Source organism: Variovorax sp. TLI9-5A (assembly GCF_056867935.1).
This window is the reverse complement of record NZ_CP200310.1, coordinates 2,108,994-2,124,286: the sequence shown is the minus strand read 5'-3', so window position 1 is coordinate 2,124,286 and position 15,293 is coordinate 2,108,994. Positions and strand designations below refer to the sequence as shown.

Sequence of the window (15,293 nt, the reverse complement as noted above, 5' to 3'; positions counted from 1 at the left end):
CGCGGCACCGGGAGGGTGACGGCGGCGGCGGCCATGGGCCGCAGGGAGCATAGATTAACCCGAGTTCACAAACCTCGCCGGCTGGCGGCCACCGGCGTGGGCTCGGACCAGTCACGCGCGCCGAACATAATCGCCGCCCAAGCAACACGAAGAGGGATCAGAGGAACCATGCACGCGGCACTGCGCAACAACCTGTTTTTCATCAAGGAACACGTCGGCATCTTCAAGGCGGCCAACAACTACGACATCTTCGACCCGCACTCGCAGCAGAAGATTCTGGAGTGCCGCGAGCCGGACCTGGGCTTCTTCAGCAAGCTGCTGCGCTTCACCGACTACAAGCGCTTCACGCCCTTCAACGTGGTGGTGTCGACGCCCGAGGGGCAGAAGGTGCTGTCGGTCAGGCGCGGGGTTTCCATCTTCCTGTCGAAGGTGGAGGTGCTGGACGAGAACGACCGGCTGGTCGGCTCGTTCAAGCAGAAGCTCTTTTCCATCGGCGGCAAGTTCGACGTGCTCGACGCGCAGGAGCAGGTCGTCTGCACGCTCAGGGGCAAGTGGACCAGCTGGGACTTCCGCTTCGTGCAGGGCAGCACCGAGTTCGCCGCCGTGTCCAAGAAGTGGGCGGGGCTGGGCAAGGAGCTCTTCACCAGCGCCGACAACTACATGCTGTCGATCGACCCGGGCGTGCCGGCCAGCGACGCCCGCCGCCTGCTGATCGTGGCGGCGGTGATGTGCATCGACATGGTGCTGAAGGAGTAGCGGGCAGCCGCTCCTTCAGCCGCCCTGCAACACCAGCAGCGCGCGGAAGTCGTTGACGTTAGTGTTCGTCGGCCCGGTCACGAACAGGTCGCCGATGGCGTCGAAGTAGCCATAGGCGTCGTTGCGGTCGAGGTGGTCGGACAGCTCCTTTCCGGCGACCGTGGCGCGCGCCAGCGTGTCGGGCGTGACGAAGGCACCGGCGTTGTCTTCCACACCGTCGATGCCGTCGGTGTCGGCGGCCAGCGCCCACACCTGCGGCTGGCCCATGAGCGCGCCGGCCAGTCCCATGCAGAACTCACCGGCCCGCCCGCCCCTGCCCTTGGCCTGGCCCGGCTGGCGAGGACGGATCGTCACGGTGGTCTCGCCGCCCGAAAGAATCACGCAGGGCCGCGCGAAGGGTGCGCCGCGGTGCGCCACGGCGCGCGCCAATGCGGCATGTACCTTGCCGACTTCGCGCGACTCGCCTTCCATCTCGTCGCTGAGGATGTGCGCCTCGATGCCGGCCTCGCGCGCCGCCCGCGCCGCCGCTTCGAGCGACTGCTGGGGCGTGGCGATCATGTGCGTCTCGTGGCCCTTGAAGACGGCGTCGTCCGGCTTGGGCGTTTCGAGTTCGCCGCTTTCGAGCCGGGCGCGCACCGGCGCGGGCACCTCGATGCCGTAGCGGTCGAGGATGGCGAGCGCATCGGCGCAGGTGGTGGCGTCGGGCACCGTCGGGCCGCTGGCTATGACGGCCGGGTCGTCGCCGGGCACGTCGCTGATGGTCAGCGTCACCACGCGGGCCGGGGCGCATGCCGCCGCCAGCCGGCCGCCCTTGATGCGCGACAGGTGCTTGCGCACGCAGTTCATCTCGCCGATGCCGGCGCCGCTTTCGAGCAGCTGCTTGTTGATGCGCTGCTTGTCGGCCAGCGTCAGCCCCTCGGCCGGCAGCACCAGCAGCGACGAGCCGCCGCCGGAGATGAGGCACAGCACGAGGTCGTCGGCCGTGAGGCCTCGCGTCAGCGCAAGGATGCGCTCGGCCGCCTGCTGGCCCGCCGCGTCGGGCACGGGGTGCGCGGCCTCGACGATCTCGATGCGCTGCGGCAGCCCCTCGGGGCGCGGCGGAATGTGGTCATAGCGCGTGACGACCAGCCCCGACAGCGGCGCATCGGCCGGCCACAGGGCCTCGAGCGCCTGGACCATCGAACCGCCGGCCTTGCCCGCGCCCAGCACCAGCGTGCGGCCCTTGGGTGGTGGCGGCAGGTGGGCGCCGAGGGTGGACAGCGGCAGCGCGCGGTCCACCGCCACGCGGTAGAGATGCTCGAGGAAGGCGCGCGGGGCTTCGCGCGGATCGGGGGCGGGGCCGAAGGCCGGGGTCGATGCGGTCGTCATTGCTGCTTTGTCTCCAATCCGGCGATTGTGCTGCGGACCGCGACCGGCCCCGCTTGCCGCCGGTCAACTTCTGTCTGACTAGTTGGTCTTTGCGCCTGCCTGGAACCAGCGGCTGACGAGGGCCCGCTCTTCGTCGGTGATGCCCGTGGCGTTGTTCATCGGCATGATCTTCGTGACCACCACCTGCTGGTAGATGGCCTGCGCATGGGCCGCCACCTGCTCGGGCGAGTCGACCCGCACGTTCTTCATCTGCACGGCCGTGCCGTGGCACATGTAGCAGCGCTGCTCGAGCACCTTCTGCACGTCCTTGAACGGCACGGCGGGCGCTGCGGCGACAGCCACGGCGGGCGCCGCCACGGGTTCGGGCTTCATCCAGACGATGGTCAGGCCCAGCACCACGATGCCGACCAGCGCGTAGGGCAGCGGATTGCCCGCGTTGCCCAGCTTGAAGCGGTGGCGCACCACGAAGAACTGCCGGATGGCCGCGCCGCCGAGCATGATAAGCAGCAGAACGATCCAGTTGTACTTGTGCGTGTAGGTGAAGCTGTAGTGGTTGCTCAGCATCGCGAACAGCACCGGCAGCGTGAAGTAGGTGTTATGCACGCTGCGCTGCTTGCCGCGCTGGCCGTGCACCGGGTCGACTGGCTTGCCTTCGCGCAGCGCCGCCACGTTCTTGCGCTGGCCGGGGATGATCCAGAAGAAAACGTTGCCGCTCATGGTCGTGGCCATCATGGCACCCACCAGCAGGAAGGCCGCGCGGCCCGCGAACCACTGGCAGGCCAGCCAGGTCGCGAAGGCGATGAAGATGGCTATCAGCACGCCGACGATGGTGTCGCCGTGCTTGCGGCGCCCGAAGATCTGGCAGATGCCGTCGTAGACCATCCAGAACACGACGAAGAAAGCCAGCGCCACGGCGATGGCGGCGCCGGGCTGCCAGTCCATCTTCGACTTGTCGATGAGATAGGTGCTCGCGTTCCACAGGTACGACATGGTGAACAGCGAGAAACCCGTGATCCAGGTGGAGTAGCTCTCCCAGTACGACCAGTGCAGGTGGTCCGGCAGCTTCTTGGGCGCCAGCGCGTACTTCTGCATGTTGTAGAAGCCGCCGCCGTGCACGGCCCATTGCTCGCCGCCCACGCCCTTGTCGAGCGATTCCTGGTCCTGCGGCTTCTCGAGGCTGTTGTCCAGCATCACGAAGTAGAAGGAGGCGCCGATCCAGGCGATGGCGGTGATGACGTGGACCCAGCGCAGCAGCAGGTTGGCCCAGTCGAGGTAGTAGCTTTCCATATGCTTCTCTCTCAACCCGATTGGCGCGTGGGGACGCCAGGAAAGGGTTTCAGCCTGCTCACCACCGCGGGCGCTGTAAGCAGAGAAAGTGCCGCGAACGCAGGCTCCATGAAAAAATGGGCCTCGCTCCGCTGCGGCTTGTTGTGGACCGAAAGTGTATACAGTTTTGGCAAGGGGCGGGGCGCTTTTTTAGGGCGCGACCGCCGGGAAAACCCTGTTCAGCCCAGCGATTGCAACAACTGTGCCGCCACCGCCACGGCGATGACCTCGGGCTCCTTGCCCGTGATGCCGGGCACGCCGATCGGGCAGGTGATGCGGGCCAGTTCGTCCGCCGTGAAGCCGCGCGCCTCCAGCCGGTGGCTGAAGGTGGCCCACTTGGTCTTGCTGCCGATCAGGCCGATGTAGGGCAGGTCGCCGCGCTCGCGCAGGCGCTTCAGGCAGGCGATGACGATGTCGAGGTCTTCGGCATGGCTGAAGCTCATGATGAGCACGCGGCTGCCTGGCGCGAGCGCGGCCACGGCGTCCTGCACCGGCTCGGAATGCTCGGTGTCGATCTGCGCCGGCAGCTCGTCGGGGAAGACGCCGTCGCGGCTGTCGATCCAGCGCACCGAGAACGGCAGCATCGACAGCAGTCGGGCCAGCGCCGCGCCCACGTGCCCGCCGCCGAAAAGCGCCACGGGCTCGAGCTGCGCGACCAGCGCCTGCTGCAGCCTCGGCGCGTCGGCGGCCGTGATGCGCTCGTAGGAGAGGAACATCACTCCGCCGCAGCACTGCCCCAGGCTGGGGCCGAGCGGATAGCGCTGGATGCCGTCGAAGGGCCTGCGCGTGCCGGCCAGCAGCTCGCGCGCTTCCTTGGTGGCCTGGAATTCGAGCTGCCCGCCGCCAATGGTGGCGGTGAGGCCGTCGGCCCACACGGCCATCCAGGTGCCGGCCTCGCGCGGTGCCGAGCCCTGCGTGGACTCGACGCGCACCAGCACCGCGTCTTCGTGGCGCAGGCGCGCCAGCAATTGATCGACCGCACCGCTCATCGTCATCGATACCTTCGGTTGCCGGGCGCGCGACGACTCACGGTATAAACCCGGCCATGAATCGCCAGCTTACGCCTCGCCGCCTCGCACTTGCAGCTTCTGTTGTTTCGGCCCTGTGGCTCGCAGGCTGCGGTTCCACCGGGTCGGTTCCCGGCCAACTGAGCGGAGCCAGCGCCGATGTCGGGGCCGGGCCGGTGCCGTCCGCATCCAGCGCTTCTTCCGCGCGCGCCTATCGCCGCGACGCCGCGCGCCATGTCTACGACGCCAACCGCTCGCGCATCTACAAGGGCCAGCTGCCGCCGGTGCTGTACGCGGTCGGCACGCTCGAGGTGAACATCGACGCGGGCGGCAAGGTGCGCTCGATGCACTGGCTGCGCGCGCCCAAGCATGCACCCGAAGTGATCGCCGAGATCGAGCGCACGGTGCTGAAGGCATCGCCCTTTCCTCCGGCAACGCGCCTGGGCTCCGTCACCTGGACGGACACCTGGCTGTGGGACGAAAGCGGCCGCTTCCAACTCGACACCTTGACCGAAGGCCAGCAACAAGGCGACTGAAGCCCCGGCTCAGGAGCCGCGGTACGTGGAATAGCTCCACGGGCTCACGAGCAGCGGCACGTGGTAGTGCTGGTCGGTGTGCGCCACGCCGAAGTCCAGCGATACCTTGTTCAGGAAGTTCGGCTCCGGCAGCTTGACGCCGAGGGCCTTGAAGTAGCCGGCCACGTCGAACACCAGCCGGTAGGTGCCGACCTTCAACGAGTTGTTGTCGTAGAGCGGCTCGTCGCTGCGGCCGTCCGAATTCAGCGTGAAGCGCTTCACCAGCGTGGCGGCGTCGCCGTCGGTGGTGTACAGCGCGACCTCCATGCCGGCCGCGGGGCCGCCGTGCATCGTGTCCAGTACGTGAGTGCTCAGGCCCATGGGGCGCTCCTTGAAAGTCCGAAAAGCTCGGATCGGTGGGTGCGGGAAATTCCGGTGGACAAAAGTGTATACAGTTACTGGCTTTGGGTCTATCATGAAAAACATGGAGTCCTCCACCACCCGTTCGATCGTCGATGCCCTCACGAAGGCCATCGTCGAGCACCGGCTTCAGCCCGGCACCAAGCTGGCCGAGCAGAAGCTGGCCGATCACTTCGGCGTCTCGCGCACGCTGGTGCGCCAGGCGCTGTTCCAGCTCTCGCAGAACAAGCTCATCCGCCTGGAACCCGCGCGCGGCGCCTTCGTGGCCGCGCCGGCGGTCGACGAGGCCAAGCAGGTGTTCGCGGTGCGTCGCATGCTCGAGGCCGAGATGACGCGCGAGTTCGTGCGCACCGTCACGCCGGCCAAGATCAAGGCGCTGAGGGAGCACGTGGCGCTCGAGAAGTCCGCCGTATCGGGCGAGGACATCTCCGGCCGCACCGAGCTGCTGGGCGACTTCCACGTGCGCATGGCCGAGCTCATGGGCAACCAGGTGCTGGCGCAGATCCTGGGCGAGCTCATTTCGCGCTGCGCCCTCATCACGCTGATGTACCAGAGCGCCAGCGCGGCCGAGCACTCCAACGACGAGCACGCCGACATCGTGAAGGCGCTCGCCGCACGCGACGAGGAGCGCGCCGTACGCCTCATGACCGAACACCTCGAGCACGTCGAGGCCAACCTCACCTTCGACCGCAAGGTCCCGACCAACGACATCTCGCTGGCGCTGTCCTGATCCACACAATGACCGTCTACGACTCCACCCTGCCCTACCCGCGCGACCTGATCGGCTACGGCCGCAACCCGCCCCACGCGCAATGGCCCGGCGGCGCGCGCGTTGCCGTGCAGTTCGTGCTGAACTACGAGGAAGGCGGCGAGAACGCCACGCTGCACGGCGACGCGGGCTCCGAGCAGTTCCTCTCCGAGATGTTCAACCCGGCGAGCTTTCCCGACCGGCACATCAGCATGGAAGGCATCTACGAATACGGCTCGCGTGCCGGCGTGTGGCGCATCCTGCGCGAGTTCGAGAAGCGCGGCCTTCCGCTCACCGTGTTCGGCGTCGGCATGGCGCTGCAGCGCTACCCCGAGCTCACGGCCGCCTTCAAGGAGCTGGGCCACGAGATCGCCTGCCACGGCTGGCGCTGGATCCACTACCAGAACATCGACGAAGCCACCGAGCGCGAGCACATGCGACTGGGCATGGAAGCCATCGAGAAGCTCACCGGCGAGCGCGCCGTGGGCTGGTACACCGGCCGCGACAGCCCCCGCACGCGCCGCCTCGTGGCCGACTACGGCGGCTTCGAGTACGACAGCGACTACTACGGCGACGACCTGCCCTTCTGGATGAAGGTTCAGAAGACCGACGGCACCGTGGTGCCGCAGCTCATCGTGCCCTACACGCTCGACTGCAACGACATGCGCTTCGCGCTGCCGCAGGGCTACTCGCACGCCGACCCGTTCTTCCAGTACATGAAGGACACCTTCGACGCCCTCTATGCCGAAGGCGATCCGAACGGCGACGACAGCCCGAAGATGATGAGCATCGGCATGCACTGCCGTCTGCTCGGTCGCCCCGGTCGCATCACCGCGCTGCAGCGCTTCCTCGATCACATCGCACAGCACGACAAGGTGTGGGTCTGCCGCCGCGTGGACATCGCGCGCCACTGGAAGCAGGCGCACCCCTTCGAAGCCGGAGCCGCATCATGAGCCTCACCATCGCCCAACTCAACGCCGCGGCGCCGGCCGAAGCCGTCGCGCTGCTCGACGGCATCTACGAGCACTCGCCCTGGATCGCCGAACGCGCGCTCGCCGCGCGCCCCTTCCGCTCGCTCGCGCACCTCAAGCACGCGCTGGTGCAGGCGCTGGCCGGCTCGTCGGCCGACGAACAGATCGGCCTGATCCGCGCCCACCCGGAGCTGGCGGGCAAGGCCATGGTCAGCAAGACGCTGACGGCCGAGTCCACCAACGAGCAGAGCAAGGCCGGCCTGACCGACTGCACGCCCGATGAGTTCGCGAAGATCCAGCAGCTCAACGCCGACTACAACGCCAAGTTCGGCTTCCCGTTCATCCTCGCGGTGCGCGGCCCGCGCGGCACCGGGCTGGCCAAGCGCGAGATCATCGAAACCTTCGCGCGCCGGCTGCACAACCACCCCGACTTCGAACTCGGCGAGGCGCTGCGCAACATCCATCGCATCGCCGAGATCCGCCTGGACGACAAGTTCGCCGCCGACATCACGCTCGGCAACGACGTGTGGGACTGGCAGGAGCAGCTCTCGGTGCACACCGACCCCGGCTATGCCGAGAAGGGCCAGCTCACCGTCACCTACCTGACCGACGCGCACCACGCTTGCGCCGCGCAGATCTCGGGCTGGATGCGCGAAGTGGGCTTCGACTCCGTGCACATCGACGCGGTCGGCAACGTCGTCGGCCGCTACGAAGGCGCGACGCCCGACGCCAAGACGCTGCTGACCGGCTCGCACTACGACACCGTGCGCAACGGCGGCAAGTACGACGGCCGCCTCGGCATCTTCGTGCCGATGGCCTGCGTGCGCGAACTCAAGCGCCAGAACAGGCGCCTGCCCTTCGCCTTCGAGGTGGTGGGCTTCGCCGAGGAGGAAGGCCAGCGCTACAAGGCGACCTTCCTGGGCTCGGGCGCGCTCATCGGCCACTTCGACCAGCGCTGGCTCGACCAGAAGGACGTCGACGGCATCACCATGCGCGAGGCCATGCAGCACGCCGGCCTGAAGCTGGAAGACATTCCGAAGATCCAGCGCGACCCGGCACGCTACCTGGGCTTCGTCGAGGTGCACATCGAGCAGGGCCCGGTGCTCACCGAACTCGACCTGCCGCTGGGCATCGTCACATCCATCAACGGCAGCGTGCGCTACGTGGGCGAGGTGATCGGCATGGCCAGCCACGCCGGCACCACGCCGATGGACCGCCGCCGCGACGCAGCAGCGGCCGTGGCCGAGCTGATCCTCTACACCGAGCAGCGCGCCGCCAAAGACGGCGACTCGGTCGGCACCGTCGGCATGCTCGAAGTGCCCAGCGGCTCCATCAACGTGGTGCCAGGGCGCTGCAAGTTCAGCCTCGACCTGCGCGCGCCCAACAACGCGCAGCGCGACGCGCTGGCCACCGACGTGGTTGCAGCGCTGAAGGACATCTGCGAGCGCCGCGGCGTGCGCTACGAGCTCGAGGAAACGATGCGCGCGGCCGCCGCTCCGAGCGCCCCCGCCTGGCAGCAGCGCTGGGAGAAGGCCGTCGATGCGCTGGGCATTCCGCTCTTCCGCATGCCCAGCGGCGCCGGCCACGACGCCATGAAGCTGCACGAGGTGATGCCGCAGGCGATGCTGTTCGTGCGCGGCATCAACTCGGGCATCAGCCACAACCCGCTCGAATCGAGCACCAACGACGACATCCAGCTCGCCGTGCAGGCCTTCCAGCTCTTGCTGGACAACCTCGCCGCCGAACAAGCCCACTGAAACACAGAAGAAAAGCCATGACCGACTACGCCAAGCTCGACGCCTGGATCGACGCCCACTTCGACGAGGAAGTGAAGTTCCTGCAGCAACTGGTGCAGGTGCCCACCGACACGCCGCCGGGCAACAACGCGCCGCATGCCGAGCGCACCGCCGAACTGCTGAACGACTTCGGCTTCACGGCCGAAAAGCACGCCGTACCCGCGCAGGAAGTGAAGGACTACGGCCTCGAATCGATCACCAACCTCATCGTGCGCCGCAAGTACGGCGACGGCGGCAGGACCGTCGCCCTCAACGCCCACGGCGACGTGGTGCCGCCCGGCGAAGGTTGGACGCACGACCCGTACGGCGGAGAGATCGTCGACGGCAGCCTCTACGGCCGCGCCGCCGCAGTGAGCAAGAGCGACTTCGCCAGCTTCACCTTCGCGCTGCGCGCGCTCGAGGCGGTGGCCAAGCCGGCCAAGGGCAGCATCGAGCTGCACTTCACCTACGACGAGGAATTCGGCGGCATCCTGGGCCCGGGCTGGCTGCTCGAGAAAGGCCTGACCAAGCCCGACCTGATGATCGCGGCCGGCTTCAGCTACGAAGTGGTCACGGCCCACAACGGCTGCCTGCAGATGGAAGTGACGGTGCACGGCAAGATGGCTCACGCCGCCGTGCCTGCCACCGGCATCGACGCGCTGCAGGGCGCGACGAAGATCCTGAACGCGCTGTACGCGCAGAACACGCTCTACAAGCAGGTCACGTCGAAGGTCGAGGGCATCACGCACCCGTACCTCAACGTCGGCCGCATCGAGGGCGGCACCAACACCAACGTGGTTCCGGGCAAGGTGGTGTTCAAGCTCGACCGCCGCATGATCCCCGAGGAAAACCCGGTGGAAGTGGAGGCCACCATCCGCAAGGTGATCGCCGACGCGGCCGCCGAGAGCGAAGGCATCACGGTGGAAATCAAGCGCCTGCTGCTGGCCAATTCGATGAATCCGCTGGCGGGCAACAAGCCACTGGTCGACGCGATCCAGAAGCACGGCGGCGAGTTGTTCGGCGAACCGGTCAAGGCCATGGGCACGCCGCTTTACACCGACGTGCGCCTGTACGTGGAAGCCGGCATTCCCGGCGTGATCTACGGTGCCGGCCCGCGTACCGTGCTCGAATCGCACGCCAAGCGCAGCGACGAACGCGTGGTGCTGGAAGACCTGCGCCGCGCCACCAAGGTGATCGCGCGCACGCTCAGCGACCTGCTGGCCTGATCGCCTGAAGGGGCCGGGCCGTTCAGCCCGCCGGGACAGGCGCGGGCGCCGGTGCCGACGGAGGCGCCGAGCGGGCAGCGGCCCAAGCCATCACCTCGGCCAGCGGCGCGGGCCGCGCGAGGTGATAGCCCTGCACCAGCCCGCACCCCAGGTTGCGCAGCACGTCGAGCTCTGCCTGGGTTTCCACACCCTCGGCGACCACCTGCACGCCCAGCGAGTGGCCGAGCTGCACGATGGCATCCACCAGCACCTCGTTGCTGGGCGATGACGACAGGTCGAGGATGAAACTGCGGTCGATCTTCACCTGCCGCACATATTCGCTGCGAAGCGACGCCAGCGACGAGAAACCCACGCCGAAGTCGTCGACCACGATCGCGATGCCCGCGGCCGAAAGCGCATTCAGCCGGCCGCGGGTGGCGTGGGTGTCGAGCGCGACCTCTTCCGTGATCTCGAGCTGCAGCCGCCGCGGCGAGATGCTGCGCAGCTTCAGCATGCCGAGCACGATGTCGTCGACCGCCAGCTGCGCCATCTCGCGCGGGGAGACGTTGATCGCCACCGGTACACCCGCCAGGCTCGAGCCCTCGGCCTCCAGCTGCCGCATGCCCCGGCAGACTTCATCGACCAGATGCCGCAGCAGCGGCTCGGCCACGCCGGTGCTTGCGGCGGCGGAGATCACTTCCTCCGGCGAGATGTAGCCGTGGCGCGGATGCTTCCAGCGCATCAGGGCCTCGAGGCTGTGGACCTCGCTGCCGTCGCTGCTCATGATCGGCTGGTACCACACGCCGATGTCGCGCGAGCCGATGGCCTGCAGCAGGTCGCGCTCCACGTCGCGGCGCGTGGCAAGGCGCTGGTTGAGCGCGCTGTCGAAGACCTGGTAGCGGTTGCGTCCGGTGCGCTTGGCCTCGTGCAGGGCTTCGTCGGCGAAGCTGATCATGTCGGCCACCTCGGCCTCGCCCGACACCGAGATGCCGATGCTCACGCCCAGGTGGCCGCCGTAGTGCGCGGTGGCGAACGAGATGGAGCGAATCAGCGCCTGGGCGATCTCGGGGGGCGCCTGCCGCTCGTCGCGCAGGCAGTAGAGCAGCGCGAACTCGTCGCCGCCCCAGCGGCCGAGCACGGCCTGCATCTCGGCGGTTTCGCGCTGCAGCCAGTGGGCCACGTCCTGCAGTACACGGTCGCCAACCTTGTGGCCGAAGGCGTCGTTCACCGCCTTGAAGCCGTCGAGGTCCAGCAGCAGCACGGCGTGCTGACGGCCGTCGTGCGCTGCGAGGTGCAGGGTGGCCGCGTCGGTGAAGCCTTCGCGGTTGAGCAGGCCGGTGAGCGAATCGTGCGAAGCGCGGAAGGCCAATTGCTGCGTCGCGTCGAGCGACTGCGCGTGCGCCTTGCGCAACTGCACCGCCATCGCGGTGGCCTCGTTGCGGATGCGGCTGCTTGCGCGGAAATTCCTGTCGCTGTGCACCGCGCCGCGCACAAGCGCCGCGAGATACAGCAGCACCATCGCGGCCAGGCTCAGGTTGTCGAAACCGCCCGCGTAGACCAGGCAGCCGGCCACCGACAGCAGCGCCGGCACGATGAAGCTGATAGGCACGAATGCATAAGCGATGCCGTAGGTGACGGCCCCTGCGCAGATGCCGCACACCACCGTCAGGTAGAACACCGCCTGCGGCGAGGAATAGCCGTCGCACAGCAGCGGGATGAGCGCCCACACGCAGCCCGACACGGCCGCCATGGCCGCCGCGACCCGCAAATGCCATTCGACGGGGCGGGCGTCCGGCGAGGTCGCGATGCCGGCTTCGGGCACGATGCCCGGCCACGGCGCGAAAGGCCAGCGGCAGATGTAGCTGCGCACCCCGTTCACCATGAGCGACAGCAGCAGCCAGCACATCCCTTCGAACGCGCGGCCCGCGTTGAGGGCGACCAGCGCCGCGACGCAGCTCAGCACCACGTTGATGGGAATCGCGGCGAGCACGCTGCGGCGCACCGCCACCATCTGGTCGGTGCGCACCATGCGGGACAGCACCTCATCGTCGACGGACGCGGAGAGCTGTGGGGAAGGCGCGCGGGGAATCATGAAAGCGCACAGTTTATAGAGCGCAGGACGTATCGGCGCCCAAGTGGTGCGTGGTGACAACGAACTTTCGTTTAACTTTCACCGGGACGTCATCGCCTCCTCCCAAACTCGCGGCTTTCCCGGAGACGCGCACCTCAGGTACGCGTCGCTTCTTTTTCGGCCTGCCATGTCCAATCTTCCTGCTGCCCTCCCCATCCCCTACCTCCCGCGCGTTCTTCCGCGCGTCCTTCCGTTGCGCCGCACCCTGTTCTCCACGCTCGCCATCGGCACCCTCATGCTCGCCGGCTGCGGTGGAGGCGGCGGCTCCAGCACCCCGGCTCTCTTCCCCACCAGCGCCGGCACGCCCACCGCGGTCGCGCCCGCACCGGCGCCGGCCGCCGCGCCCCCGGCGGCCCCCGCCCCGGCCGGCCGCTGGACCGTCGGCGACCTGCACGTCCACACGATGCAGTCGGACGACACCCAGCAGGTCAACACGCTCGACCAGGTGCTGGCCAAGGCCTTCGACCAGTTCGGGCTCGACTGGGCAGCGATTTCCGATCACCTGCGCCCGTCCGCCTACGACAACAACGGGAACAAGCTGACCTCGTCGATCCCGTTCTCGGAAGGCATGGCCAAGTACCAGGTGCCGCGCATCAAGGCGCTGCAGGCCAGCGGCAAGTACGCCGACAAGACCATCTTCGCGGCCTTCGAATGGGACATGCCCTCGCACGACCACGGCAACGTGGGCATCCTGACCGACAACCCGATGTCGGACTCCGCCCTCAAGGCCGTGAGCCAGTTCGAGTACCTCTTCACCAACCGCGATCCGGCGCTCTTCCCGGCCGCCGACGTGGCCGCCTGGGGCCCCAAGGCCGGCACCGGCTACAACACGCACGCCGAGACCATGGCCGCGATCGCCTGGCTCAAGAAGAACTACCCCGACACCAGCTACGTGCAGGTCAACCACCCGTCGCGCAACCCCGGCAAGTACACGATCGCGCAGCTGCGCGAGATGAACGACCTGGCGCCGAACATCGTCTTCTCGCTCGAAGGCATGGTCGGCAACCAGATGGAGCCGAACCGCGGCGGCTACGAGAGTGCCTACACCGACGCAAACCTGCCTTCGCGCACCTACGGTGGCGTCGACTACCTCGTCGCCAAGCTCGGCGGCACCTGGGACGCGCTGCTCTCCGAAGGTCGCCACATCTGGAACGTGGCCAACTCCGACTACCACTTCACCATCTCGAAGGGCCTGTACAGCAGCGGCTACGCGCCGGGCGAGTACGCCAAGAACCATCTGTTCGGCGACATCAGGGACCCGAAGTCGCTGCTCGCGGCCATGCGCTCGGGCAAGCTCTTCGCGGTGAACGGCGGCCTGATCGACGCGCTCGACTTCAAGGTGCAGGGCACCAAGGGCACGGGCGAGATGGGTTCGGAGCTGGGCGCCAAGTCGGGCGAAGACCTGAAGATCACCATCCGTTTCAAGAGCCCCGAGCGCAACAACTTCGAGTACCAGCTCGGCAGCGGCATCTTCGCCAACGTGAAGCCGGTGGTAGACCACGTCGACCTGATCGCGGGCGACGTGACCGGCCCCGAGCTGCCGGGCGCGCCGGGCTACTCGCGCGACACCAACCCGTCGACGCGCGTGCTCAAGCGCTTCACGCGCGCCGACTGGAAGCTCGACGCCGACGGCTACTTCGCGGTGAGCTACACGGTGAAGGCCGGCAACAACCAGTACTTCCGCCTGCGCGGCACCAACCTGGGTACCGACGTGCCCAACGAGACCGCCGGCGGCGAGCCGCTGTTCGACGCGCAGACCACGGGCACCGACAACGTCGCCCGCTTCAACGCGATCAACGCGCGCAACTACAGCGACCTCTGGTTCTATTCGAACCCGGTGTTCGTGAAGGTCGCCGCACAGTAGTCAGGCGGTCGAACGCCGCGCGGCCCGCAGTTCAATCGCCGGGCATGCGCGGCGGGTTCAGCTCGACGCGGTGGGCGGCCTTGGTGCGCATGCGGATGTTGAGCATCTCCACGATCAGCGAGAACGCCATCGCGAAGTACACATAGCCCTTGGGCACATGATGGTCGAAGCCCTCGGCCACGAGCACAACGCCCACCACCACCAGGAAGGACAGAGCGAGCATCTTGATGGTCGGATGGGCCGAGACGAAGCGGCCGATAGGGCCGGCGAACAGCATCATCAGCAGCACCGAGGCGATCACCGCGGCGATCATCACGCGCACGTCGTCCACCATGCCGACGGCGGTGATGATGGAGTCGAGCGAGAACACCAGGTCGATGATCATGATCTGCAGGATCACCGAGGCGAAGGTCGCCTTGACGGCACTCTGCTTGTGCTCCTGCTCGCCTTCGAGCGACTGGTGGACCTCGCTGGTGCTCTTCCAGATCAGGAAAAGCCCGCCCAGGATGAGGATCAGGTCGCGCCCCGAGATCTCCTGATTGAACACGGTGAAGAGCGGCGCCACCAGGCCGACGATCCAGGCGAGCACCAGGAGCAGCCCGATGCGCATGAACATGGCCATGAAAAGGCCGATGCGCCGCGCGAACTCCCGCTGGGCCAGGGGCAGCTTGTCGACCAGGATCGAGATGAAGATGATGTTGTCGATCCCGAGGACCAGCTCCAGCGCGGTCAGGGTGGCGAAGGCGATCCAGACCTGAGGATCGGTAAGAAGTTCGAGCATGGAACGACGCGGTTGCAGCACGTGCGGCCGGCGGCCGCTGCGGGCGAGCGCATCTTACGGGTCCCCGCGCGCCGGGCGCCAGCGTCCCCTCGCCTCATGGGCCATTACGTGCCAGAGGGCTGCCGCGCCGGCCAACGCCGCGAACGGACCCATCGCCGCCGGTACCTGCAAAGTTCGCGGAGACGTTGGCAGCCATCCCGGCCCGATCCAACCCGACCCGGACGCCAGCCGATTGCATGCAAAAATGAGGTTCTCAATCTCATTTCAACGGCTAGTGGCAGGAGGGCGAATCAGCGAGCATCCGTCCCCGGAAGCCCCGGACGGCGCATCCATCTTCCGGCATAGCCCCAAGCAGCAACGATGTGGATCGGTGCGTAAACTCAAACCATCGTTGTCGGCCCCTAATACCGTTTTGCCCCGCGATCC

Annotated in this window: 13 protein-coding genes; 7 read left to right on the top strand and 6 right to left on the bottom strand. The window is 67.5% G+C overall.

Annotated elements, in window-relative coordinates:
• The first annotated feature begins 168 nt into the window (after positions 1-168).
• On the top strand, positions 169-756 hold the full coding sequence (locus tag AC1VNX_RS10275; protein ID WP_483156607.1) for an LURP-one-related family protein: 588 nt from the start codon (positions 169-171) through the stop codon (positions 754-756).
• A 15-nt stretch (positions 757-771) separates the two neighbouring features.
• Here the strand turns inward: AC1VNX_RS10275 and AC1VNX_RS10270 are convergent, their stop codons facing one another.
• The 3 genes from AC1VNX_RS10270 to xdhC form a co-directional block, all read right to left on the bottom strand.
• Complete coding sequence (locus AC1VNX_RS10270) at positions 772-2,124, bottom strand: glycerate kinase type-2 family protein (protein ID WP_483156606.1); 1,353 nt, start codon at positions 2,122-2,124, stop codon at positions 772-774.
• Between the two features lie 78 nt (positions 2,125-2,202).
• Complete coding sequence (locus AC1VNX_RS10265; RefSeq protein ID WP_483156605.1) at positions 2,203-3,411, bottom strand: urate hydroxylase PuuD; 1,209 nt, start codon at positions 3,409-3,411, stop codon at positions 2,203-2,205.
• A gap of 218 nt (positions 3,412-3,629) precedes the next feature.
• Positions 3,630-4,439, bottom strand: a complete 810-nt coding sequence (gene xdhC, locus AC1VNX_RS10260) for a xanthine dehydrogenase accessory protein XdhC (protein WP_483161925.1) — start codon at positions 4,437-4,439, stop codon at positions 3,630-3,632.
• Positions 4,440-4,495: 56 nt separating this feature from the next.
• Here xdhC and AC1VNX_RS10255 point away from each other — a divergent pair, with 56 nt between their 5' ends.
• Positions 4,496-4,993, top strand: a complete 498-nt coding sequence (locus AC1VNX_RS10255) for a hypothetical protein (RefSeq protein WP_126185318.1) — start codon at positions 4,496-4,498, stop codon at positions 4,991-4,993.
• A gap of 9 nt (positions 4,994-5,002) precedes the next feature.
• Here the strand turns inward: AC1VNX_RS10255 and uraH are convergent, their stop codons facing one another.
• Positions 5,003-5,353, bottom strand: a complete 351-nt coding sequence (gene uraH, locus AC1VNX_RS10250) for a hydroxyisourate hydrolase (protein ID WP_483156604.1) — start codon at positions 5,351-5,353, stop codon at positions 5,003-5,005.
• Positions 5,354-5,447: 94 nt separating this feature from the next.
• Between uraH and AC1VNX_RS10245 the strand changes: the two genes are divergently transcribed.
• From AC1VNX_RS10245 to AC1VNX_RS10230, 4 genes are read left to right on the top strand one after another with little or no spacing between them, the layout of a single operon-like run.
• A complete protein-coding gene (locus AC1VNX_RS10245) occupies positions 5,448-6,122 on the top strand; it encodes a GntR family transcriptional regulator (protein WP_483156603.1) in 675 nt (224 codons plus the stop codon).
• A gap of 8 nt (positions 6,123-6,130) precedes the next feature.
• Entirely contained in the window at positions 6,131-7,093 is a 963-nt protein-coding gene (puuE, locus tag AC1VNX_RS10240; protein WP_483156602.1) for an allantoinase PuuE, read from the top strand.
• Positions 7,090-8,868: a 2-oxo-4-hydroxy-4-carboxy-5-ureidoimidazoline decarboxylase gene (gene uraD / locus AC1VNX_RS10235; RefSeq protein WP_483156601.1), complete on the top strand. Its 1,779-nt coding sequence runs from the start codon at positions 7,090-7,092 to the stop codon at positions 8,866-8,868. Before puuE ends, uraD begins: the two co-directional genes overlap by 4 nt.
• 17 nt (positions 8,869-8,885) lie before the next feature.
• A complete protein-coding gene (locus AC1VNX_RS10230; RefSeq protein WP_483156600.1) occupies positions 8,886-10,112 on the top strand; it encodes a M20 family metallopeptidase in 1,227 nt (408 codons plus the stop codon).
• Positions 10,113-10,134: 22 nt separating this feature from the next.
• Here the strand turns inward: AC1VNX_RS10230 and AC1VNX_RS10225 are convergent, their stop codons facing one another.
• Positions 10,135-12,183 (bottom strand): putative bifunctional diguanylate cyclase/phosphodiesterase, encoded by a 2,049-nt coding sequence (locus AC1VNX_RS10225; protein ID WP_483156599.1) that lies wholly within the window; start codon positions 12,181-12,183, stop codon positions 10,135-10,137.
• A 274-nt stretch (positions 12,184-12,457) separates the two neighbouring features.
• On the opposite strand from AC1VNX_RS10225, the gene AC1VNX_RS10220 reads away from it, so the two are divergent.
• A complete protein-coding gene (locus tag AC1VNX_RS10220) occupies positions 12,458-14,086 on the top strand; it encodes a CehA/McbA family metallohydrolase domain-containing protein (protein WP_483161924.1) in 1,629 nt (542 codons plus the stop codon).
• Positions 14,087-14,117: 31 nt separating this feature from the next.
• Here the strand turns inward: AC1VNX_RS10220 and AC1VNX_RS10215 are convergent, their stop codons facing one another.
• Positions 14,118-14,867 (bottom strand): TerC family protein, encoded by a 750-nt coding sequence (locus AC1VNX_RS10215; RefSeq protein WP_483156598.1) that lies wholly within the window; start codon positions 14,865-14,867, stop codon positions 14,118-14,120.
• Between the last annotated feature and the right edge of the window lie 426 nt (positions 14,868-15,293).

Excerpts from the sequence above, each read along its gene's own strand:
- AC1VNX_RS10275 (WP_483156607.1), top strand. The coding sequence starts at position 169 with ATGCACGCGGCACTGCGCAACAACCTGTTTTTCATCAAGGAACACGTC.
- AC1VNX_RS10270 (WP_483156606.1), bottom strand. The coding sequence starts at position 2,124 with ATGACGACCGCATCGACCCCGGCCTTCGGCCCCGCCCCCGATCCGCGC.
- AC1VNX_RS10265 (WP_483156605.1), bottom strand. The coding sequence starts at position 3,411 with ATGGAAAGCTACTACCTCGACTGGGCCAACCTGCTGCTGCGCTGGGTC.
- xdhC (WP_483161925.1), bottom strand. The coding sequence starts at position 4,439 with ATGAGCGGTGCGGTCGATCAATTGCTGGCGCGCCTGCGCCACGAAGAC.
- AC1VNX_RS10255 (WP_126185318.1), top strand. The coding sequence starts at position 4,496 with ATGAATCGCCAGCTTACGCCTCGCCGCCTCGCACTTGCAGCTTCTGTT.
- uraH (WP_483156604.1), bottom strand. The coding sequence starts at position 5,353 with ATGGGCCTGAGCACTCACGTACTGGACACGATGCACGGCGGCCCCGCG.
- AC1VNX_RS10245 (WP_483156603.1), top strand. The coding sequence starts at position 5,448 with ATGAAAAACATGGAGTCCTCCACCACCCGTTCGATCGTCGATGCCCTC.
- puuE (WP_483156602.1), top strand. The coding sequence starts at position 6,131 with ATGACCGTCTACGACTCCACCCTGCCCTACCCGCGCGACCTGATCGGC.
- uraD (WP_483156601.1), top strand. The coding sequence starts at position 7,090 with ATGAGCCTCACCATCGCCCAACTCAACGCCGCGGCGCCGGCCGAAGCC.
- AC1VNX_RS10230 (WP_483156600.1), top strand. The coding sequence starts at position 8,886 with ATGACCGACTACGCCAAGCTCGACGCCTGGATCGACGCCCACTTCGAC.
- AC1VNX_RS10225 (WP_483156599.1), bottom strand. The coding sequence starts at position 12,183 with ATGATTCCCCGCGCGCCTTCCCCACAGCTCTCCGCGTCCGTCGACGAT.
- AC1VNX_RS10220 (WP_483161924.1), top strand. The coding sequence starts at position 12,458 with ATGCTCGCCGGCTGCGGTGGAGGCGGCGGCTCCAGCACCCCGGCTCTC.
- AC1VNX_RS10215 (WP_483156598.1), bottom strand. The coding sequence starts at position 14,867 with ATGCTCGAACTTCTTACCGATCCTCAGGTCTGGATCGCCTTCGCCACC.